This window comes from Micromonospora lutea, assembly GCF_016863535.1.
GTDB classification, from domain to species: Bacteria; Actinomycetota; Actinomycetes; order Mycobacteriales; family Micromonosporaceae; genus Micromonospora; species Micromonospora lutea.
This window is the reverse complement of record NZ_BOPB01000005.1, coordinates 55,614-76,612: the sequence shown is the minus strand read 5'-3', so window position 1 is coordinate 76,612 and position 20,999 is coordinate 55,614. Positions and strand designations below refer to the sequence as shown.

The following is a 20,999-nucleotide window of genomic DNA, read 5'->3' as shown; positions in this document are numbered from 1 at the left end:
CCGTCAGTAGGCGTAGAGCACTGTCCGGAAGCCCCACAGCGCCGTGACGGCCAGCACGGCCAGCGCCACCGCGATTGGCCACCGTCGTCCGCCCGGGCGGACGACGGCGAGGGCGGCCGTGGCCAGCAGGAGCGCCATGACGATCACCGTCCAGAGGGTCGCGGCGGGCACCCGGTCGGCGCTCCGGCAACCCGCCGGGGCGGGCAGCACCGCCGCGCAGAGGTCGTAGCGGGGCACGGCCAGCCACCAGTAGCCCGCCCAGGCGGCCACCGCGACGCCGACGGCGGCGGCGACCCCGAGCCAGGTACCGACGGGCACGGACCGACCCGAACCCACGATGCCACTCATGCCGATCAGTGTATTGACCGCTGTTCGGTGCACCGACCCCGGTCAGTCGACGCCGAACTCCATCGCGGCGCGGTCGAGCGCCTCGTCCTCCGCCGACGGGACACCCCGGGAGGCGATGGCCTCCGCGCCGCCCTCCGGCATCGCGCCGATCAGCCCGGTCGAGGCCGCCTGCGCGGCGCCGACGACCCGCTGCGGGGCACCGCCGACCATGCCCAGATGCGCGTACTGCTCCAGCTTGGCGCGGGAGTCGGCGATGTCGAGGTTGCGCATGGTGAGCTGACCGATGCGGTCCGCCGGACCGAAGGCCGAGTCGGTCGTACGCTCCATCGACAGCTTGTCGGGGTGGTAGCTGAAGGCCGGCCCGGTGGTGTCCAGGATGGAGTAGTCCTCACCCCGGCGCAGCCGCAGCGTGACCTCTCCGGTCACCGCGGTGCCGACCCAGCGTTGCAGCGACTCGCGCAGCATCAGCGCCTGCGGGTCGAGCCAACGCCCCTCGTACATCAGCCGGCCCAGCCGGCGACCCTCGTTGTGGTAGTTGGCCAGGGTGTCCTCGTTGTGGATGGCGTTGACCAGCCGCTCGTACGCGGCGTGCAACAGCGCCATGCCGGGCGCCTCGTAGATGCCCCGGCTCTTCGCCTCGATGATCCGGTTCTCGATCTGGTCGGACATGCCCAGGCCGTGCCGGCCGCCGATGGCGTTGGCCTCCAGCACCAGGTCGACCGCGCTGCCGAACTCCTTGCCGTTGATGGTCACCGGCCGACCCTGGTCGAAGCCGATCGACACGTCCTCGGTGGGAATCTCCACCGCCGGGTCCCAGAACCGGACCCCCATGATCGGATTGACCGTCTCGATGCCGGTGTCGAGGTGTTCGAGGGTCTTCGCCTCGTGGGTGGCCCCCCAGATGTTGGCGTCGGTGGAGTACGCCTTCTCGGTGCTGTCCCGGTACGGCAGGTTCCGCGCCAGCAGCCACTCCGACATCTCCCTGCGGCCACCGAGGTCACTGACGAAGTCGGTGTCGAGCCACGGCTTGTAGATGCGCAGCTGCGGGTTGGCCAGCAGGCCGTAGCGGTAGAACCGCTCGATGTCGTTGCCCTTGAAGGTCGAGCCGTCGCCCCAGATCTGCACGTCGTCGGAGATCATCGCCCGTACCAGCAGGGTCCCGGTGACGGCCCGGCCCAGCGGCGTGGTGTTGAAGTACGCCCGACCGCCGGAGCGGATGTGGAAGGCGCCGCAGGTCAGCGCGGCCAGGCCCTCCTCCACCAGGGCCGCGCGGCAGTCGACCAGACGGGCGACCTCGGCGCCGTAGCGCAGCGCCCGATCGGGCACCGAGGCGATGTCGGGCTCGTCGTACTGGCCGATGTCGGCGGTGTAGGCGCACGGAATGGCGCCCTTGTCGCGCATCCACGCGACCGCGACGGAGGTATCGAGGCCACCGGAGAAGGCGATGCCGACACGTTCACCGGTGGGCAGGGAGGTCAGAACCTTGGACACAAGGAAGAGTATGCACCAAGCCGCATACCCATGCAACTCGGTGCAAGGAAGGGCCCCTTGTTAACGCCTGCTGCACAGGAAGGGTCCCCTGCTAACAACACACCCGCCGCTCGTGCCGGATCGAGCACGGAGGGCACCGGTCAGACGGAGCCGGCGAACTGGCTCACGTGGTAGGCGGTGCTGCGGCCGTCCGGGGTCCGGGTCCACTTCGAGACCAGCAGGTGCAGGTCGTTGGCGGCCCGGCTGGACCACGGATGCACGAAGCCGCCGTACAACCCCGGCTCCTGCCAGCTGGTGACCTGGATCTTCTCCGCCGTCCAGACCCGGTCCGGTCCGGTGGCGGTCCGGGTGACGATGCAGCCGGTCGCGCAGTTCAGGTACGACATCACCCAGGTCCCGTCGGCGAGACGACGCACTGAGGGCTCCCCGAAACGGCCGGTGAGGATCGGAGTGCACGGTCGACCCCAGCCCCAGTTGGCGCCATTCCAGCCCCATCCCTCGTAGGACTCGGGGTAGAAGAGCCGGTCCCACCGGACCCGGCGCAACATCATCGGCCCGTGCTGCCGGCCCGAGCGCACCGAGAAGACGTAGACGTACTCGCCGTCACGTTGCATCGTCCACATCTGGAACGGGTCCTTGTTGTCGGCGGTGTTCCACCATTTCAGCGGCGTACGCACGAAGTCGTTGCCGTTGTCGGAGTAGGCCAGGCCGGCGTACCGCGACTTCCAGTCCGGCCCGGCCGGTCCGGCGGAGTTCCAGTTCTCGATGCTCATGTACGAGATCAACTGCCGCCCGGTCTCCGGGAAGCTGATCCCGTCGTTCGGGATGACGGTGACCTCCGGCAACCCGTCGATGCCAATGCCGTGGTGCCCGTTGTGCATCAGCTCGGGCGCCCGACCGTTGCCAGCCACCCGGGCCGCGCTGTCGAAGACCACTCCGCCCGGCGCCCCCGGATGGATGTTGGAGCGCAGCATCACCGGCGACCGCCAGTCGTTGGGCAGCGGCGGGCCCTCCGGCCACGGTGTGTTGAAGGTGTCGCCGAAGAGATATCCGATCGATCCGTTCTCCAGCACGTACGGGATGCCCAGGTCGGTGCCGGCCACCTGCCAGCGCCGGTTGGTGTCCAGGTCGGCCCCGGTGAGTCGCTTACGCCAGGCGGCGGCCTGGGCCGGACCCGGCGCGGCCAGGGCGGACCCGAGCATCCCGGCGGCGCCGGCTGCGGCGAGCCGACCGATCAGGGTACGACGACGCATGTTCATGACTGTCCTCTCCGACTCCGCGTCCGGCGGTCCCACGCGCGCCACCGGCCCTGCCCGGCGGGTGAACGGGAGCCATGGTGGAGAGATTCTCCACAATGACGGAGGTAAATGAAAGCCATTGACTCGGGCTAATGAGTTCGCTTCACTTTCTGCACGACGTGCCCCGGCCAGCCGGGACGAAGGAGGCAGCCGTGACCGACGTCCCCACCTCTGCTTCGATCAGCCGGCGTCGGTTGCTGGCCGGTTCGGTGACCGCCGCGGCCGCCGGGGTCCTCGGTGGCGGGCTCGCCACCCCGACCGTCGCCCACGCCGCCGCCAACGGGCACGGGCTGCGCATCGTCGACCGCAACGAAAACCAGGGCCGGCTCCAGTACTACCGCTTCGCCACCGACGCGATCGGCTGGAACCCGGGCGTGAACGTGCTGCTGCCCGACGGCTACCACACCAGCGGCCGGCGCTACCCCGTGCTCTACCTGCTGCACGGCGGCGCGCAGGACTTCCGGCACTTCCACCTGCGGGAGAACATCGTCAATCTGACCGCCGGGCGTCAACTCATCGTGGTCATGCCGGACGCCTCGACCGGCTGGTACAGCAACCCGGTGAACAGCCTGGTCGGTCCCCGCGACTGGGAGACCTTCCACATGGCCCAGCTGCTGCCCTGGATCGACGCCAACTTCCGCACCTTCGCCGAGTACGACGGTCGGGCGGTCGCCGGCTTCTCGATGGGCGGCTTCGGCGCACTCAAGTACGCCGCCAAGTACTACGGCCACTTCTGCTCGGTCAGCTCCCACTCCGGACCGGCGAGCCTGCGCCGCGACTTCGGCCTCGTGGTGCACTGGGCGAACCTCAGCTCGGCCGCGGTCGAACTCGGCGGTGGCACGGTCTACGGCGCGCCGTTGTGGGACGAGGCCCGGGTCAGCGCCGACAACCCCGTCCAACGCGTCCCGAGCTTCCACCACAAGCGGGTCTTCCTGGTCGCCGGCACCTCACCCGACCCGGTCAACTGGTTCGACACCGTCAACGAGACACAGGTCCTGGCGGGCCAGCGGGAGTTCCGTGCCGCGCTCGGCCGGGCCGGCATCCCGCACGAATGGCGTGAGGTGCCCGGCGGGCACTTCTTCCGGCACGACCTGTTCGCCCAGGACCTCACCGGGATGCTCGCCCGCCTCCGGCCGGCCGGCTGACCACCCACCCCGACGGAGGTTGCGATGGCCACCATCCCGTGGCTCGCCGACGTGCTGCGCGCCGAAGGCATTCCCGTTGTCGAGCACGGCGACTGGCGCAACCGCGCCGTGTCCGGCTCGTTCAACCCGATCGGCGTGCTCTGGCACCACACGGCGGCCTTCTCCAGCCCGACCAACCCGCACCCGGCGTTGAACATCTGCATCAACGGCCGCTCCGACCTGCGGGGACCGCTCTGCCAGGCGTTGGTGGACTACCACGGTGTCTTCCACGTCATCTCCGCCGGCCGCTGCAACCACGCCGGCGCCGCCCGCGCCAGCGGGCCGATCCCGGCTGGCGACGGCAACACCATGCTGGTCGGCTGGGAGATCGACTACGGCGGAGACCAGGCCACCGACCAGCACATGAACACCGCGCAGTACACCAACTCGGTGAAGGCCACCGCCGCCGTGCTCCGCCGGCTCGGCCGCGACGCCAGCTACGCCCGGGGCCACCGGGAGACCAGCACCGGCGGCAAGATCGACCCGTCGTTCATCGACCTCGACGCGATGCGCGCCGACGTCGCCCGGATGCTGGCCGGCGGCGGTGTCGGCGTGGCCGGGCCCGCCTACCTGTACGGGGACCAGCAGCACGTCGCCATGGTCAACACCGGCGGGACGTTGACCAACCTGTCCTGGTCACCGTCGACCGACATCGTCCGGCCCGACTGGGGCGGCGCGACGCTCACCGGTCGGACGGTCGGCTACGTCCACGACGGCCTGCAACACATCTTCGCCCGCGGCACCGACAACACGCTGCGCCACTGGTTCCAGGGCGGCACCGCCGCAGCGGGTCTGGACAGCTGGAACACCACCGGCCGGGTGATGTCGGACCCGACCGGGTTTCCCTACGGCAACCAGCAGCACGTGTTCTTCCGCAACCCGGACGGCAACCTGGAACACCGCTACTACGACACCGGTAACCGGCAACTCGCCGGCGGGCTCTGGCCGGGCGGCGCGTTCGTCGGAAATCCGTACGCCTTCGTCCACCGCGACCAGCACCACGTCTTCGGCCGGACCGCCACCGGCGGCCTGCTCCACTGGTACTGGTGGCCCGGCATCAATCCCAGCACCGACAACTGGGGCATCACTGCCGGCATCGCCTCCGACATCACCGGTTTCTCGTACGCCGGCAACCAGCACCACATCTTCTACCGCAACACCGAGGGCAACCTGCAACACCGCTTCTTCGACGACCCGTCCGGCACCCTCAACGGCGGAGTCTGGGCCGGCGGGAGCTTCGTCGGCAACCCGCACGCCTTCGTCCACCGCGACCAGCAGCACATCTTCGCCCGCCGCGCGAACGGCGACCTGGCCCACTGGTACTGGTGGCCCGGCATCAGCCCCGGCACCGACAACTGGGGCGCCGTCGGCGTCGTCACCGGCGACCCGATGGGCCTGTCCACCCCCGGCCAGCACCACGTCTTCTACCGCACCACCAACGGCACCCTGGCCCACCGCTACTTCAACGACGACACCGGTGTCCTCGACAGCGACAACTGGGGCGGCTCCTTCTGAGCCGGTGGCGCGACGAGCGGTCCCGAAGCGCCTCGCCGGCATCCTCCCGGGACCTACGGGGTGCCGCGCGACCACCCCTTCGCCGATCATGCAGTTGTGGCGCCGAGCAAATCGGAAGATTGTTCTCATTCCTGGCGCCATGACTGCATGATCGGCGAGAGAGGGTGGCCGGTCCGTTCGGAGACGTTGCCGGAGGGATCGTGGCAGCGCGGGTGATGAGTTGTGGGGGCCAAGGCCGTCATACCTGGGACGGACGCCACGAGGCGGGAAGGAAGACGTGATGGGTGTGGACACGCGGCTGGCGGAGCTGGGCGAGGTGGACGAGTCGGCGTTCGCCGGGCTGGCGCAGCGGCACCGGCGGGAACTGCACGTGCACTGCTACCGGATGCTCGGCTCGTTCGAGGATGCCGAGGACACCGTGCAGGAGACGTTTCTGCGCGCCTGGCGGCGACGGGAGACGTACGGGGGGCGATCGACGTTCCGAGCCTGGCTGTACCGGATCGCCACGAACGCCTGCCTGGACTTTCTCGCCAGGTGCCGCCCGGAGCCGGCGACCGGTGGCGAGGTGCGGTGGCTGCAGCCCTACCCGGACCGGCTGCTCGACGAGCTGCGCGCCAGCACCGCGGACGGGCCGGAGGCCGTCGCCGTCGCACGGGAGACGATCGAGCTGGCGTACCTGGTCGCGGTCCAGCATCTCGCGCCGCGCCCCCGGGCCGTGCTGATCCTGCGCGACGTGCTCGGCTGGCCGGCGAGGAATGTCGCGGAACTGCTCGGGGACTCCGTCAATTCGGTGAACAGCGCGCTACAGCGGGCTCGCGCCGGCATGCGGGAGCACCTGCCCGCCGAGCGGCAGGACTGGACCAGCGGCGAGGAGGACGCCGGAACGCGCGAGCTGGTACGCCGTTACACCGAGGCCAGCGTGGCCACGGACATCGACCGGCTCGCCAGACTGCTGCGCGATGACGTCCGCTGCTCGATGCCTCCCACGCCGGGCCTGCAGGTCGGTCGGGATGCGGTGGTGAACAACTGGGTCGAGGACGGCTTCGCGGGCATGACGGGCCTGGGTGCCGTGCCCACCGCCGTGAACCGGCAGCCCGCCGTCGCCTTCTACCACCGGCGGGAGCCGGCGGGCGCGTACCTGCCGTTGACGATCGACGTCCTGCGCATTTCCGGCGGGGCGATCACCGAGATCATCACCTTCCACGCCGACCGGTTTCCGCACCTCGGGCTGCCGGAGCGCCTGTCAGCGGAGGGCACGGCATGAACAACACCGACGACACCCGCGTCATCGCCGGCCCGGCATCGAGCCGAACCACCCGTGCCCACCCCTTCCGCCGGCTCGCCGGCACCGGCTTCGTCGCCACGCTTTCCGCGATGGCGGCCACCACCGGCACCGCCGCGCTCATCATGGCCGTCGGCGTCACCTTCGAGGTCGATGGTGGCGGGTCGATCCCGTTGGGCGGGTTCGCCGTGGTGACCGGCTTCTTCTCGGTCGTGGGTGTCGTCATTGCCGGTGCGCTGCTGCGCTGGAGCACTCGCCCCGCCGAGCGATTCGGGTGGACGGCGGTCGCGCTGACCGCGATCTCGTTGCTCCCGCCCGTCCTCGTCGGAGCAAACCCTGCCACCACCATCGCCCTGCTCGGCCTTCACCTCATCCCTGCGGCGGTGATGATCCCCACCCTGATCCGCAGTCTCCGCTCCGCCAGCCTCGCCTCCTCTACGCTGACGCAGCCGCCTTCGTCATGAAATCTTGGACAGTTTCCGTTACCAGCTAACGGAAACTGTCCAAGATTTGATGGCTCCTGCGGCAGCGGGTCGGCCAGGGTGTCCTGATGCTGGCCGAGATTCCCGACGAAGGCGCCGACGCCCTTCAGTGGCTGGCCTTCGAGCAGGCAGGCGTGCTCACCGCCGCGCAGGCCCACTCCGTGCTGACCAAGGGCGCGGTCCGTGGCATGGTGCGCTCGGGTCGATGGCGCTCGATCGGCCGTGGACTGCTGCTCACCGGTAACGGCCGACTCACTCGGGATCAACAATTGTGGGTCGCGGTCCTCGCCAGTGGCCCCGGTACGGTGCTCGCGGGTGCCACGGCGGCCACCGAGGCCGGGGTCTGCGGGCTACGCCACGAGCCACTGCACGTACTCGTGCCTGCGACGCGGCGGGCCGACCGTGGCACCCTGCGTCGGTTGCCGATCGACATGGCCGCCGTGGTGGTACATCGCACGTCGGTGCTGCCGCAGGAGCACCTTCAGGTCGGCCGGCCACCTCGGACCACCACCGCACGAGCCCTCGTCGACGCGGCGGGTTGGGCGCCGACAATACGCGAGGCACAGCAGGTGCTCGCCTCCGGTTGCCAACAGCGACGGGTGCTGCCCGAAGAGGTGGCTGCCGCACTCCAGATCCTGCCCCGGGCACCCCGACGACGACTGATCCGGCAGACCATTGACGACATCGCCGGTGGCGCCCAGGCGCTCAGTGAGATCGACTTCGTCCGGCTCTGCCGCCGCGCCGGCCTACCCGCGCCTGACCTGCAGCAACAACGGACCGACACCGCCGGACGTACCCGCTGGCTGGACGCGTACTGGCGAGCGTGGCGGGTGCACGTGGAGGTCGACGGAGCGCACCACATGGACGTACGCCAGTGGGCGGCCGACATGCAGCGGCAGAACGATGTCTGGACCACCGGCGACCGGATCCTCCGCTTCCCCGCCTGGCTGGTCCGCGCCCACCCCGACCAGGTCGCCGACACGGTCCGCCGGGCCCTGATCGCCGCCGGCTGGCGACCGGCACGATAGAGCCCGGCCCGCCGAGCATGGGTAGCACGAGCCGGGGGTGAACCCCTCAGAGCGCCACGATCGCCGCCGTCTCGGCTGGTAGCTCGATGCGGTCGCGTTGGACGGTGACGCCCTCACCCGTGGCGAGCAGCACCCGCCGGGCCACCCCCGGCAGCGTCACCCGCTGTGGCTTGTCCGCCAGGTTGGCCGCGACCAGGCACCCACCGCGCCGCATCACCAGGAACCGGTCGCCGTGGCGCACCTCGACGGCGAACAGGTGCGGATCCGACAGCTCCGGCCGCGACTTGCGCAGCGCGATCAACCGGCGGTGGAAGTCGTACATCTCGCGGTGTTCGGGTTTGTCCAGCTCGGCCCAGTCCAACCGGGAGCGGACGAACGTCTGCCGGTCCTGGGGATCAGGCACCGCAGAGTCAGACCAGCCGTGCGTGGCGAACTCCTCGCGGCGGCCAGTGACCACGGCGGCGGCCAGCTCCGGCTCCGGGTGCGAGGTGAAGTACTGCCAGGGTGTAGCGGCGGCCCACTCCTCCCCCATGAACAGCATCGGTGTGAAGGGTGCCGTCAGCAGCAGCACCGCCCCCACCCGCAACAGCCCAGGCGACAGCGTGGCCGCGAGGCGATCACCCACCGCGCGGTTGCCGATCTGGTCGTGGTTCTGCAGGTACGCGACGAAGCGGTGGCCGGGGGTACGCGGGTCGACCGGGCGGCCGTGCTGGCGCTGCCGGAAGCTGGACCAGGTGCCGGTGTGGAAGAACCCGCCGCGCAGCACCTCGACCAGGCATTCCATAGTGCCGAAGTCGCCGTAGTAGCCCTGCCGTTCCCCGGTCAGCAGGGTGTGCAGGGCGTGGTGGGCGTCGTCGTTCCACTGGGCGTGCAGGCCGAAGCCGCCGGCCTCCCGAGGGGTGACGAGCCGGGGATCGTTGAGGTCAGACTCGGCGATCAGCGACAGCGGGCGGCCCAGGTGGGTGGAGAGCGACTCGACCTCGACGGTCAGCTCCTCCAGCAGGTGCACCGCGCGGGTGTCGGGCATGGCGTGCACGGCGTCCAGGCGCAGGCCGTCGACGTGGTAGTCGCGCAGCCACTCCAGGACGCTGTCGATGATGAAGCGGCGTACCCCGTCGGAGTGCGGGCCGTCCAGGTTGACGGCCTGACCCCAGGGGGTGTGCCGCTCCCCCACATAGGGCGCGAACTTCGGCGCGTAGGCCCCGGAGGGCCCGAAATGGTTGTAGACGACGTCGAGGATCACCCCCAGGCCGCGAGCGTGGGCGGCGTCCACGAAGCGTTTCAGGCCGTCGGGTCCGCCGTAGGGTTCGTGCGGGGCGTACCAGCAGACGCCGTCGTAACCCCAGTTGTGTTCGCCGTTGAACGCGTTGACCGGCAGCAGTTCGATCAGGTCGACGCCCAGGTCGACCAGGTGGTCGAGTTTGCCGATGGCCGCGTCGAAGGTGCCTTCCGGGGTGAAGGTGCCGACGTGCAGCTCGTAGAGGATGCTGCCGGGCAGTTGCCGGCCGGTCCAGGAGCCGTCGGTCCAGGTGAAGGCCGCGTGGTCGTAGCGCCGGCTGACGCCGTGCACGCCAAACGGCTGCCACCGGGAGCGAGGGTCGGGCAGCGGCTGGGCGTCGTCGTCGAGCAGGAAGGCGTAGTCGGGGCCGGCGTCGGGCACCTCGATCCGCCACCAGCCGTCCCGGCCGGGTCGCATCTCGTGGTCGGCGGCGTCGGGCAGGTGCAGCCGGACCCGTTTCGCCTCGGGTGCCCAGACGGTGAACTCGGTCATGACGCAGCCTCCCGGGTCAGGTGGTGGGCACCAGCAGCGCGACGGGATAGGTGGTCAACAGATCAGCCAGACGGACCTGAGAGCCACTGTAGACCCGACCGGTGAACAGGCACGACATCTCGTTAACGGGTAGTGACAGGGTGGTGTCGCGCCAGCCGCCGGCCACGGCCAGGCGCAGCGGCAGCCGGGTGGCCACGGCGACCGCGCCGCCCCGGTCGAAGGCGACGGCGTGCCGGGCGGCCGGGCCGTGCACGATGACCGGCTGGTAGTGGCCGAACAGCTCCGGGCGGTCGCGGCGGGCGCGCAGGGTGCGGGACACCACGAGCAGCTTCGCCGCGCCGGTGTCGTCCACCGCCGGCTGCCAGCCGGCATCGATCCGGGCCAGCAGTTCCCGGCGTACGCCGAAGTCGACCGGGCGGCGATTGTCCGGGTCGACCAGGGAGTTGTCCCACAGCTCGGTGCCCTGGTAGGTGTCGGGCACCCCGGGCATGGCCAGTTGCACGAGTTTCTGCCCGAGCGAGTTCGACCAGCCGGGCGGGGTGATCTCGGCGGCGAAGGCGGCCAGCTCCGGAGCGACCGCCGGGTCGTCGTACATGGCGTCGACCAGGGCGTGCATGGCCCGTTCGAAGGCCGGGTCGGGGTCCGTCCAACTGGTCGAGGCCGCCGCCTCCCGGGCCGCTTTCTCCGCGTACGCGTGCAGCCGCTCGCGCTCGACGGGCCAGGCGCCGACGGCGGTCTGCCAGAGCAGGTGGGCCAGGGCGGCGTCGGGCAGCGGCACCGCCGCCATCCAGCCGGTGACCAGCTCGGCCCAGCGCTGCGGCAGTTCGGCCAGGACGGCGAGGCGGGCCCGGACGTCCTCGCCGCGTTTGGTGTCGTGGGTCGACAGGGTGGTCATGCTCGCCGGCCAGCGCTGGTGGCGGGCGGCGGCGAAGCGGTGGAACCGGCCGGGCAGGGTGCCGAAGTGGGCAGGGCTGCCGCCGACCTCGTTGAGCGCGATGAACCGGCTCCACCGGTAGTAGGCGGTGTCCTCGACGCCCTTGGCCATCACCGCGCCGGTGAACTGCGGGAAGCGACGGGCCAGCTCGTCGTCGGGGTCGCGCAGCCGGCGGGTGATCGCGTCCAGCGCACCGGTCAGGTCGGTGCGGCGGCGGCCGGCCTCGGCGCGGGCGTTGGCCAGGTGCCGCGCCCCCTCCGGCGGGTAGCCCCGGTAGACGGCGAAGGCGGCGGCGAGTTCGGCCAGGGCGGCGCGGGCGGCCTCGGGTTCGACGTCGGGGGCGAGCGCGGCGAGCCGGGTCAGTTCGGCGGCCAGCAGTCGGGTGGCGGCGCCGAGTTTCGTGTCGTGGGTCAGGTCGGCCCAGGAGGTGGCCCGGCCGACGAGCCGGGTGTCCAGTGCGGTGAAGTCGGCTTCGGCGTCGCCGTCGACGAAGAGCCCACCGACGGCGCTCAGCGCGTCGTAGCCGGTGGTGCCGTCGACCGGCCAGGCCGGCAACTCCTCGCCGTACTCCAGGATCTTCTCCACGACCAGCCAGACGTCGCCGGCGGTTTCCCGCAGCCGGGTCAGGTAGCCGGCCGGGTCGCGCAGCCCGTCGGGGTGGTCGACCCGGATGCCGTCGACCTCGCCGGCCGCCGCCCAGGCCAGGATCAGCTCGTGGGTGGCGGCGAAGACCGCCGGGTCCTCCACCCGCAGGCCGGCCAGGTCGGAGACGGCGAAGAACCGGCGGTACGTCAGCTCGGCGTCGCCGCGTCGCCACGAGACCAGCTGGTAGTGCTGCCGGTCGTGCACCTCGCGGGCGCTGCCGTCGCCGGTGCCGTCGGCGATCGGGAAGCGGTGCTCGTGGTAGCGCAGCTCGCCGTCGGCGAGCTTGAGGTCGTCGAGGGCGTCGGGGTCCTCGGCGAGCACCGGCAGCAGCAGCCGCCCCCGCTGCCAGTCGATGTCGAACCAGTCCGCGTACGCCGAGTCGCGTCCCCGGCGCAGCACGTCCCACCAGGCCGGGTTGGCCGCCGGCACGGCGACCCCGGCGTGGTTGGGGACGATGTCCACGACCAGGCCGAGGCCGGCGTCGCGCAGCGCCCGCAGCAGTCGCTGCCGGCCGGCCTCTCCGCCGAGTTCCGGGTTGACCTGCCGGTGGTCGACCACGTCGTAGCCGTGGGCGCTGCCCGGGGTGGCGGCCAGCAGCGGCGCGCTGTAGAGGTGGGTGACGCCGAGGTCGGCGAGGTAGCCGGCGATCCCGGCGGTGGCGTCCAGGTCGAAGCCGGGGCGCACCTGCACCCGGTAGGTGGCGGTGACGGAGGTCGCGGGCATGTCAGCTCACCCTCTCCAGCACCACCAGGGACCGGTCCGGTACGCAGAGCGTGCCGCCGGCCTCCACGGTGGTGCCCTTGTCCTGGTCCGGTTCGGCGGTGCTGATCACCAGTTCCCAGCGTTGGCCGAACTCGACCGGCGGGCAGGTGAAGTCCAGTGGCGCGTCGTGGGCGTTGAAGCAGAGCCAGAAGGAGTCGTCGACGTGGCGCTGGCCGTACTGGCCGCGTTCCCGGATGCCCTCGCCGTTGACGAAGAGCGCCACCGACCGGCCGAAGTCGTTGCCCCAGTCGTCACCGGTCATCTCCCGCCCGTCCGGGGTGTACCAGGCCAGGTCGGGCAGCGGCTCGTCGACCCCGCGGCCGTGCACCGGCAGGCCGGTGAAGAAGCGGCGACGCTGGAACACCTGGTGGCGGCGGCGGAACGCGACCAGCCGGCGGGTGAAGTCGAGCAGGTCGGTGTCGATGGTGTCCCAGTCGATCCAGGCGAGTTCGCTGTCCTGGCAGTAGGCGTTGTTGTTGCCGCGCTGGGTGCGGCCCAACTCGTCGCCGTGACCGATCATCGGTACGCCCTGCGACAGCAGCAGGGTGGCGATGAAGTTGCGTCGCTGCTTCGCGCGCAGGCCGAGTACGCCGGGGTCGTCGGTGTCGCCCTCGACGCCGCAGTTCCAGGAGCGGTTGTGGCTCTCGCCGTCGCGGTTGTCCTCGCCGTTGGCCTCGTTGTGCTTGTCGTTGTACGACACCAGGTCGGTCAGGGTGAACCCGTCGTGGCAGGTGACGAAGTTGATGCTGTGGAAGGGGCGGCGTCCGTCGTCCTGGTAGAGGTCGGCGGAGCCGGAGATGCGGGAGGCGAACTCGGCGAGAGTGGCCGGCTCACCACGCCAGAAGTCGCGTACGGTGTCGCGGTACTTGCCGTTCCACTCGGTCCACTGCGGCGGGAAGTTGCCGACCTGGTAGCCGCCGGGGCCGATGTCCCACGGTTCGGCGATCAGCTTGACCCGGCTGACCACCGGGTCCTGCTGGACCACCTCGAAGAAGGTGGAGAGGCGGTCCACGTCGTAGAACTCGCGGGCCAGGGTGGCGGCCAGGTCGAAGCGGAAGCCGTCGACGTGCATCTCGGTCACCCAGTACCGCAACGAATCCATGATCAGTTGCAGGGAGTGGGGGCTGCGGACGTTGAGGCTGTTGCCGGTGCCGGTGTAGTCGACGTAGTAGCGCCGGTCTTCCTCGGAGAGCCGGTAGTAGCTGGGGTTGTCGACGCCCTTGAAGCTCAGCGTCGGCCCGAGATGGTTGCCCTCGGCGGTGTGGTTGTAGACCACGTCGAGGATGACCTCGATGCCGGCGGCGTGCAGCGCCTTGACCATGCCCCGGAACTCCTGCACCTGCTGGCCGAGGTGACCGAGCGCCGAGTACGCGTGGTGCGGGGCGAAGAAGCCGATGGTGTTGTAGCCCCAGTAGTTGCGCAGGCCCAGGTCGGCCAGGCGGTGGTCGTTGACGAACTGGTGCACCGGCATCAGCTCGATGGCGGTGATCCCGAGTCGGGTCAGGTGCTCGATCATCGGGGGTGAGGCGATGCCGGCGTACGTGCCGCGCAGTTCCTCGGGGATGCCGGGCAGCCGCATGGTGAGCCCGCGTACGTGGGCCTCGTAGATGACCGAGTGGTGGTAGGGGATGCGGGGCGGGGCGTCGTTACCCCAGTCGAAGTACGGGTTGACCACCACCGACTTCGGCATGAACGGCGCCGAGTCGTCGGTGTTGATCCGCTCGGGGTCGCCGTGGGTGTAGTCGTAGACCGCCGGGCCCCATCGCACGTCACCGTCGATGGCTTTGGCGTACGGGTCGATGAGCAGCTTGGCCGGGTTGCAGCGCAGCCCGTTGGCCGGTTCGTACGGGCCGTGCACCCGGTAGCCGTACCGCTGGCCCGGCCCGATGCCCGGCAGGTAGGCGTGCCAGACGTACGCGTCGACCTCCCGCAGCTCGATCCGGCGTTCGGCGCCGGTGTCCCACTCGTCGAAGAGGCAGAGTTCGATCTTCTCCGCCACTTCGGAGAAGATCGCGAAGTTGGTGCCCATCCCGTCGTAGGTGGCGCCGAGGGGGTACCGCTCGCCCGGCCAGACCTGCATGTCGCTCCTTCGGCCCCTGTGTCATGAGCGCGCCCGCCCGCACCATCAGCGCACCCGTCCGGATGAGGCCCGGTGATGCGCGCGGCGGTAATGCCCCGCACGGTCCACCGTCAATCCATCCGATCGGATGAATGCCCGGTATCCGCCCGACTGAGCCGAGATGAACCCTGCGGTGTCATCGGTCACTGCGGCCCTCTTCGAGATGCGGGATCGGCCGTCATGACGTTTCCTTGTTCGCGGGCGTGTTGTCCGCGCGCCTATCCGATCCTCGCACCACCGGCGCGTTCACGCGTGTCCGTAACCCAACCCTGCCCTCTCGCCGCCACCGACGTCGGCGCGTTCCTCCCTGCACGGACGGAGACTGATGTGACCACTCTGCGGGTCGGTGGGCGAAGCGCCACCGCTCCGGACCGCGTCCACCGCCCCACGCTCACCTCGCGCCCTCAGGTCCCGGGGCTGTCCGGCCCCACCGCCGGGTCGCCGGCAAAGCGCATCCTGATGCTGTCGTGGGAGTACCCGCCGGTGCTCGTCGGCGGCCTGGGTCGGCACGTGCACGCGCTGTCGGTGGCCCTGGCCGCCGCCGGTCACCAGGTCACCGTCGTCACCCGCCACGCCGACAACGCACCCCTGGAGGAATACCTCGACGGCGTACGCATCGTCCGCGCCGCCGAAGACCCCGTCACCTTCCCCCTGGCCACCGGATCCCTACTCGCCTGGACCATGGCCTTCAACCACACCCTCACCCGCACCGCCCTACGCGCCACCGCCACCCACACCTACGACGTCATCCACGCCCACGACTGGCTCGTCGCCCACACCGCCATCACCCTGCGCGACCACCTCGACCTCCCCCTGATCACCACCATCCACGCCACCGAAGCCGGCCGACACCAAGGCTGGCTACCCGAGGAGATGAACCGCACCATCCACGGCGTCGAACACTGGCTGGGTGGCGAGTCGAACCGGGTCATCGTCTGCTCCGGCTACATGCGCGAGGAGGTGACCGGCCTGTTCGGCGTGCCGACCGGCCGGGTCGACGTGGTGCCCAACGGGGTGGAGCCGCACCGCTGGCGGGTTTCCGCAGCCGCCGTGGCGAAGGCGCGCGCCCGCTTCGCCGGGGACGGGCCGCTGGTCACCTTCGCCGGCCGGCTGGTCTACGAGAAGGGTGTGCAGCACCTGATCGCCGGGCTGCCCCGGCTGCGGGAACGGCACCCGGGGCTGCGTGCGGTGATCGTCGGCGACGGTCCGTACCGGGGTGAACTGGAGGCCGACGTGCACCGGCTCGGCCTGACCGACACGGTCAGCCTGCCTGGTTTCCTCGGCGGCACCGACCTGCCCGCGGTGATGGCCGCCTCGGACTGCTTCGCCGTGCCCAGCATCTACGAGCCGTTCGGCATGGTCGCCCTGGAGGGCGCCGCCGCCGGTGCCCCGCTGGCGGTCGCCGAGACCGGCGGGCTCGCCGAGATCGTCGAGCCGGGCGTCACCGGGGTCACCTTCCGGCCGCACGATCCGGAGGCGCTGACCGACGCGGTGCACACCCTGCTCTCCGACGCCGAACGTGCCCGGGCGTTGGCCCGCCGGGCCCGCGCCATGGTGCACGAGCAGTACGGCTGGGCCGCCATCGCCAGCCGCACCGCCTCGGCGTACGCCGCGGCGATCGCCCAGGCACCGACCTTCGCGGCGGAACACGCGGCGCGGCAGATGGCGCACGGGCGGGCGTTGCCGGCGATCCCGGAGGGCAACCTGCTCGCCGCCGCCGGCCTACGCTGACCGATTCCGCTCGCGGGCGCACTCGCCCCGACCCTGGCCATCACCGGGTCGGGGCGCTGTTCCGAAACTGCTTGGGGGCGCTGGCAGCATGGTGGACATGGATGCGATGGACGGTGGGGACGTCGACCTGGCGGTGGCCGAGATGGTACGGGTGCTCACGCCGCAGGTGATCCGGGACTGGCGGGAACACCGGGCCGGGACGCTTGACTGGAGTTGCTGGACGACGGCGGTCCACGTCGGCCACGATCTGCTGGCCTACGCCGGCCAGGTCGCGGCCCGTCCGACCGATGCGTACCTGCCGTTCGACCTGGTTGTCCGGGACGATGCCGCACCGCGCGACGTGCTCGCCGTGGTCACGGCCTGCGGCCGGCTGCTGAGCGCCGCGGTGGGCGCGGCGCACCCGATCGCGCGTGGCTGGCACTGGGGGCCGACCGACCCGGGTGGTTTCGCCGCGCTGGGGGTCAACGAGACGCTGGTGCACACCTGGGACATCAGCCAGGGGCTCGGGCTCGGCTGGCGGCCACCGGCGGCGCAGTGCGCGGCGGTGCTCGCTCGGCTCTTTCCGCACGCCCCGGCGGGAGATCCGGTCGACGTGCTGCTCTGGTGCACCGGGCGGACGGCACTGCCTGGTCGGCCCCGGCTGACGTCCTGGGTGCTGAAGGCCGCAGTCGACGCCGAGCGCACCGGGTGAGCCAGGCGACGACGGCCGCCGCCCCGTGATCCGGGTGCGACGGCCGTCGTCGTACGACGTGTTAGGAAGGGGCCCTTCCTATACCTCAGGCGTTAATAAGGTGCCCTTCCTTCGCGGGTCAGCGCTTTTCGACGGGGAGGTAGTCGCGCTGGGTGGCGCCGGTGTAGACCTGCCGCGGACGGCCGATCTTGGTCTCCGGGTCGTTGATCATCTCGCGCCACTGCGCTATCCAGCCCGGCAGCCGGCCCAGGGCGAACAGCACCGTGAACATCTTGGTCGGGAAGCCCATGGCCTTGTAGATCAGGCCGGTGTAGAAGTCCACGTTCGGGTAGAGCCGCCGGGAGACGAAGAAGTCGTCGGCGAGGGCGATCTCCTCCAGCTGCATCGCGATGTCCAGCAGCGGGTCCGGCTTGGCCATCCGGCCGAGCACGTCCTGCGCCGCCTTCTTCACGATCGCGGCCCGCGGGTCGTAGTTCTTGTAGACCCGGTGGCCGAAGCCCATCAGCTTGACGCCGTCCTGGCGGTCCTTCACCTTGCGGACGAACGACTGCACGTCGTCGCCCTCGGCCTGGATCCGCTCCAGCATCTCCAGCACCGCCTGGTTGGCGCCGCCGTGCAGCGGGCCGAACAGCGCGTTGACGCCGGCCGAGATCGAGGCGAACAGGTTGGCGTTGCTGGAGCCCACCAGCCGCACCGTCGAGGTGGAGCAGTTCTGCTCGTGGTCGGCGTGCAGCACGAAGAGCATGTCCAGCACCCGGGCGATCACCGGGTCGACGTCGTACGGCTCCGCCGGGACGCCGAACGTCATCCGCAGGAAGTTCTCCACGTAGCTCAGCCCGTTGTCCGGGTACAGCAGCGGCTGGCCGATGGACTTCTTGTACGCGTACGAGGCGATGGTGGGGACCTTCGCCATCAGCCGGAACGTGGACATCTCCACGTGTTCGGCGTCGAACGGGTCGAGGCTGTCCTGGTAGAAGGTGGACAGGGCGCTGACGGCCGAGGAGAGCACCGCCATCGGGTGGGCCTCCCGGGGGAAGCCGTCGAAGAAGCGCCGCATCTCCTCGTGCAGCAACGAGTGCCGGCGGATCCGCTCGGTGAACTCGGTCAGTTGCTGGCTGGACGGCAGCTCACCGTAGATCAACAGGTAGGAGACCTCCAGGAAGGAGCTCTTCTCGGCCAGCTGCTCGATGGGGTAGCCACGGTACCGCAGGATGCCCGCGTCACCGTCGATGTAGGTGATGGCGGACGAACAGGCGGCGGTGTTGACGAACCCCGGGTCGTACGTCGTCAGCCCGGTTTCCTTCAGCAGCTTGCCCACACCGATCCCAGCGGGGCCCTCGACCGCGGAAATTACCGGCATCGACAGCTGCCCGCCGGGGTGATCGAGCTTGACTTCCGTCATGTGGTTCCTCGCTTCGCCGGCAGATCTACGTTGAATTGCCTTCGCTTCTACCGTAATTGCGGTTGCGGCGACACCGCCCCTCGTGGTTCGGCGGTGAGGCATGCGTCACCCGATTCCCGACCGAAGCGCCGGGAAACCCCGACGACCGGGACGGACGGGTACGAAAGGCACACGTAGCGTGCAAATGTCAAGCGATCGAGGACCGGGCGTACCGGCCGATCGGCCGCGCCCGACCGATCAGGAGATCGACAGCTGGCGTAGCCCGCTGCCGTCGCCGACCAGGTAGAGGTCGAGACGGTTGGCACCGGCCTGGAAGAGCCGGTCGTCGGCGAGCAGGGCCGCGAAGCGCCGGCCACCCGGATCCGGGGCGACCACCGGGACCACCGCCGCCACGGTGCCGTTGACGGCCACGGCCAGTTCGGTGCCGTCGGCGACGTCGTCATCGACGGTGCCCCAGATCATGCCGGGCAGCACGCCCGCGTCGGGATCGACGGCGCGGAAGGCATCCAGTCCACCGACCCGGGCACTGCCCGCGGTCGGTGCCGGGCCCACGGCGGTGCCGACCAGCCGATGCGGGACCGCCGGTGCTGGCGCGGCCGGTACCCCGCCGCTGATCGGCATCGGTTGCGAGGGCCGGTCGTAGAAGACCTTGCCCGCGTCGGTGCGCGGCGCCTGCCGGGCGGACCGACCGTCGACCCGCCAGGGCAGCCGGATGGCGGCCTCGTCGGCGACCGTGGGCAGCAGATCGACGTGTTCCCAGTTGCGGTCGTCGACCTGCCCGCTGCGCTGGCCGGGCGTCTTGACGAACAGCGGCACCCAGGCCACCTCGTCGGCGGCGGCCCGGATCGCGTCCTCGCCGCGCCCCTGCACCCCCTTGGTGAAACTGACCCCGTGATCGGCGGTGACCACCACGAGCGCCTCGTCCCACAGCCCGCTGGCACGCAGCGTACGCATCGTCTCGCCGATCAACCGGTCGGTGTAGCCGAGTTGGGCGAGGTGCCGGGCGCGGGCCAGGTCCACCCAGCCGTCACCCTCGTTGGGGAAGTCCTCCGGGGCCTCGTACCGCGCCCCGGAGGGCAGGAACGCCCACGGTGAGTGGGGCATCAGCAGGTGCAGGAAATGCAGGGTCGGCCGCGACGACGGGGTCAGGCCGTTGAGGAAGCTGGTGAACCGGGCCGGCTGGTTGACGTTGAGGCTGTCCCAGCGGAACTTCGGGTCGGTCGGCACCGGCTCGGCGGCGTCGATGCCGGCCTCCTCGGCGGTGCGCTCCCGGTAGGAGTCCTCCGGGTCGATCCGACTGTCGTAGGGCGCGGTGACCTGGCGCAGCAGCCCTCCCGTTTCCCGCACGAGCACGCCGATCCCCTGTTCCGGGGTGACCGGCTGCTCGCAGCGGCTCGGTGGGCACAGCCGGGTGATGCTCTCCTCGGCCCGGATGTCGTACAGCCCGCCGAAGGCGGTGAAGAGGTTGTCCGGGTAGTGCGAGTAGTGCGGTGCGGACGGCTCCGTCGGGTAGCGACCGGTCAGCATCGCCGGCAGGGCGTACGGCGTCCATCCGCTGACTCCGGTCGCGTTGCGGTACCAGGTCGAGGCGGCGGCCAGCTCGGCGAAGTGCGGGAACCGGTTCGCGTCGACGCCACCGTCGGTGTCGAGCAGGGAGACCAGCGGAAGCTCGTCGAGGATCAGCATCACCACCGGCGGGTGCCGGTTGCCGGTCGCGGTGCCCGCCGCGCCGCCGTCGCCGACCGGCAGCACCACCGGTCCGGTCGGCGAGGCGAACAGAAACAGCCCGACGAAGAGCGGCGGCCCGACGGCCGCCAGTCGCAGCACCCGCGCGAGCGCCGTCCACCGCCGGTGGGCGACGGCGCCGGCGGCGCCCACCGCCAGCGCCACCAGCAGCAGCGGTACGCCCCGCAGCGGTGTGGTGTGCCGGCCCACCTGCACCGCCAGCGCGGCGACCAGCAGCCCGAGCAGCAGGCTGTGGATCAGCCTCCGCGTCGCGGTGCCGGCCAGGCCGGAAAGCAGGCCCAGCAGCCCGACAGCCACCGTGGGCACCACCGCGACCAGGGCCACCAGCAGCAGGATCTCACCCCGGTCGGCCCGGTGGAACAGGAAGAAGTCCGGGCTGCGACCGAGGATGTCCAGCAGCGGCTGGGTGATCACCAGCCCGACCAGCGCGGTGATCTCCAGCAGCCGGTGACCCTCGGCCCGCCAGCCGTCCCCACCCCACCACCGTCGGAGGCCGACCCGCTGCCCGGTCGTACCGGTGGGGGCGGATCCCTGCGGCACCGGGTCGCCGGTCGCGATGCCGGTTCCGGC

At 70.8% G+C, this 20,999-nt stretch carries 15 protein-coding genes; 7 read left to right on the top strand and 8 right to left on the bottom strand.

Annotation, left to right across the window (positions count from 1 at the left end; all coding sequences use genetic code 11):
- Positions 1–3: 3 nt before the first annotated feature.
- From Vlu01_RS05655 to Vlu01_RS05645, 3 genes are all read right to left on the bottom strand, one after another.
- Positions 4–348 (bottom strand): hypothetical protein, encoded by a 345-nt coding sequence (locus tag Vlu01_RS05655; RefSeq protein ID WP_203995055.1) that lies wholly within the window; start codon positions 346–348, stop codon positions 4–6.
- A gap of 42 nt (positions 349–390) precedes the next feature.
- Entirely contained in the window at positions 391–1,839 is a 1,449-nt protein-coding gene (gene argG / locus Vlu01_RS05650) for an argininosuccinate synthase (RefSeq protein ID WP_203995052.1), read from the bottom strand.
- Positions 1,840–1,979: 140 nt separating this feature from the next.
- Positions 1,980–3,098, bottom strand: a complete 1,119-nt coding sequence (locus Vlu01_RS05645) for a glycoside hydrolase family 183 protein (RefSeq protein ID WP_203995042.1) — start codon at positions 3,096–3,098, stop codon at positions 1,980–1,982.
- A gap of 191 nt (positions 3,099–3,289) precedes the next feature.
- Here Vlu01_RS05645 and Vlu01_RS05640 point away from each other — a divergent pair, with 191 nt between their 5' ends.
- The 5 genes from Vlu01_RS05640 (at position 3,290) to Vlu01_RS05620 (ending at position 8,628) form a co-directional block, all read left to right on the top strand.
- Positions 3,290–4,282 carry an alpha/beta hydrolase gene (locus Vlu01_RS05640; RefSeq protein ID WP_239095714.1) on the top strand — a complete coding sequence of 331 codons (993 nt, stop codon included), beginning with the start codon at positions 3,290–3,292 and terminating at the stop codon, positions 4,280–4,282.
- A gap of 24 nt (positions 4,283–4,306) precedes the next feature.
- Positions 4,307–5,836 carry an N-acetylmuramoyl-L-alanine amidase gene (locus Vlu01_RS27820; RefSeq protein WP_308440923.1) on the top strand — a complete coding sequence of 510 codons (1,530 nt, stop codon included), beginning with the start codon at positions 4,307–4,309 and terminating at the stop codon, positions 5,834–5,836.
- Between the two features lie 280 nt (positions 5,837–6,116).
- On the top strand, positions 6,117–7,100 hold the full coding sequence (locus tag Vlu01_RS05630) for an RNA polymerase subunit sigma-70 (protein WP_203995035.1): 984 nt from the start codon (positions 6,117–6,119) through the stop codon (positions 7,098–7,100).
- Complete coding sequence (locus Vlu01_RS05625) at positions 7,097–7,582, top strand: DUF6069 family protein (RefSeq protein WP_203995032.1); 486 nt, start codon at positions 7,097–7,099, stop codon at positions 7,580–7,582. The genes Vlu01_RS05630 and Vlu01_RS05625 overlap by 4 nt, the downstream gene beginning before the upstream one ends.
- 86 nt (positions 7,583–7,668) lie before the next feature.
- Positions 7,669–8,628 (top strand): PDDEXK family nuclease, encoded by a 960-nt coding sequence (locus Vlu01_RS05620; protein ID WP_203995030.1) that lies wholly within the window; start codon positions 7,669–7,671, stop codon positions 8,626–8,628.
- A gap of 46 nt (positions 8,629–8,674) precedes the next feature.
- On the opposite strand, the gene treZ is transcribed toward Vlu01_RS05620, so the two are convergent.
- From treZ to glgX, 3 genes are read right to left on the bottom strand one after another with little or no spacing between them, the layout of a single operon-like run.
- Entirely contained in the window at positions 8,675–10,399 is a 1,725-nt protein-coding gene (treZ, locus tag Vlu01_RS05615; protein WP_203995029.1) for a malto-oligosyltrehalose trehalohydrolase, read from the bottom strand.
- Positions 10,400–10,415: 16 nt separating this feature from the next.
- Positions 10,416–12,701: a malto-oligosyltrehalose synthase gene (gene treY / locus Vlu01_RS05610; protein WP_203995028.1), complete on the bottom strand. Its 2,286-nt coding sequence runs from the start codon at positions 12,699–12,701 to the stop codon at positions 10,416–10,418.
- A 1-nt stretch (position 12,702) separates the two neighbouring features.
- Positions 12,703–14,820 carry a glycogen debranching protein GlgX gene (glgX, locus tag Vlu01_RS05605; protein ID WP_203995027.1) on the bottom strand — a complete coding sequence of 706 codons (2,118 nt, stop codon included), beginning with the start codon at positions 14,818–14,820 and terminating at the stop codon, positions 12,703–12,705.
- A 366-nt stretch (positions 14,821–15,186) separates the two neighbouring features.
- Between glgX and Vlu01_RS05600 the strand changes: the two genes are divergently transcribed.
- Both Vlu01_RS05600 and Vlu01_RS05595 read left to right on the top strand, forming a co-directional pair.
- Positions 15,187–16,590: a glycosyltransferase family 4 protein gene (locus Vlu01_RS05600; RefSeq protein ID WP_203995020.1), complete on the top strand. Its 1,404-nt coding sequence runs from the start codon at positions 15,187–15,189 to the stop codon at positions 16,588–16,590.
- 106 nt (positions 16,591–16,696) lie between these two features.
- The gene (locus Vlu01_RS05595) at positions 16,697–17,281 is read left to right on the top strand and encodes a hypothetical protein (RefSeq protein WP_203995412.1); all 585 of its coding nucleotides are present in this window, start codon (positions 16,697–16,699) and stop codon (positions 17,279–17,281) included.
- A gap of 118 nt (positions 17,282–17,399) precedes the next feature.
- Here the strand turns inward: Vlu01_RS05595 and Vlu01_RS05590 are convergent, their stop codons facing one another.
- Together Vlu01_RS05590 and Vlu01_RS05585 are read right to left on the bottom strand one after the other, a co-directional pair.
- The gene (locus Vlu01_RS05590) at positions 17,400–18,683 is read right to left on the bottom strand and encodes a citrate synthase (RefSeq protein WP_203995017.1); all 1,284 of its coding nucleotides are present in this window, start codon (positions 18,681–18,683) and stop codon (positions 17,400–17,402) included.
- A 237-nt stretch (positions 18,684–18,920) separates the two neighbouring features.
- The gene (locus Vlu01_RS05585) at positions 18,921–20,987 is read right to left on the bottom strand and encodes a sulfatase-like hydrolase/transferase (RefSeq protein ID WP_203995411.1); all 2,067 of its coding nucleotides are present in this window, start codon (positions 20,985–20,987) and stop codon (positions 18,921–18,923) included.
- Positions 20,988–20,999 lie beyond the last annotated feature (12 nt).

What these genes read in the sequence shown, in the direction of transcription:
- Vlu01_RS05655 (WP_203995055.1), bottom strand. Translation starts at nt 348, where the DNA reads ATGAGTGGCATCGTGGGTTCGGGTCGGTCCGTGCCCGTCGGTACCTGG.
- Vlu01_RS05645 (WP_203995042.1), bottom strand. Translation starts at nt 3,098, where the DNA reads ATGAACATGCGTCGTCGTACCCTGATCGGTCGGCTCGCCGCAGCCGGC.
- Vlu01_RS27820 (WP_308440923.1), top strand. Translation starts at nt 4,307, where the DNA reads ATGGCCACCATCCCGTGGCTCGCCGACGTGCTGCGCGCCGAAGGCATT.
- Vlu01_RS05630 (WP_203995035.1), top strand. Translation starts at nt 6,117, where the DNA reads ATGGGTGTGGACACGCGGCTGGCGGAGCTGGGCGAGGTGGACGAGTCG.
- Vlu01_RS05625 (WP_203995032.1), top strand. Translation starts at nt 7,097, where the DNA reads ATGAACAACACCGACGACACCCGCGTCATCGCCGGCCCGGCATCGAGC.
- Vlu01_RS05620 (WP_203995030.1), top strand. Translation starts at nt 7,669, where the DNA reads ATGCTGGCCGAGATTCCCGACGAAGGCGCCGACGCCCTTCAGTGGCTG.
- treZ (WP_203995029.1), bottom strand. Translation starts at nt 10,399, where the DNA reads ATGACCGAGTTCACCGTCTGGGCACCCGAGGCGAAACGGGTCCGGCTG.
- treY (WP_203995028.1), bottom strand. Translation starts at nt 12,701, where the DNA reads ATGCCCGCGACCTCCGTCACCGCCACCTACCGGGTGCAGGTGCGCCCC.
- glgX (WP_203995027.1), bottom strand. Translation starts at nt 14,820, where the DNA reads ATGCAGGTCTGGCCGGGCGAGCGGTACCCCCTCGGCGCCACCTACGAC.
- Vlu01_RS05595 (WP_203995412.1), top strand. Translation starts at nt 16,697, where the DNA reads ATGGACGGTGGGGACGTCGACCTGGCGGTGGCCGAGATGGTACGGGTG.
- Vlu01_RS05590 (WP_203995017.1), bottom strand. Translation starts at nt 18,683, where the DNA reads ATGACGGAAGTCAAGCTCGATCACCCCGGCGGGCAGCTGTCGATGCCG.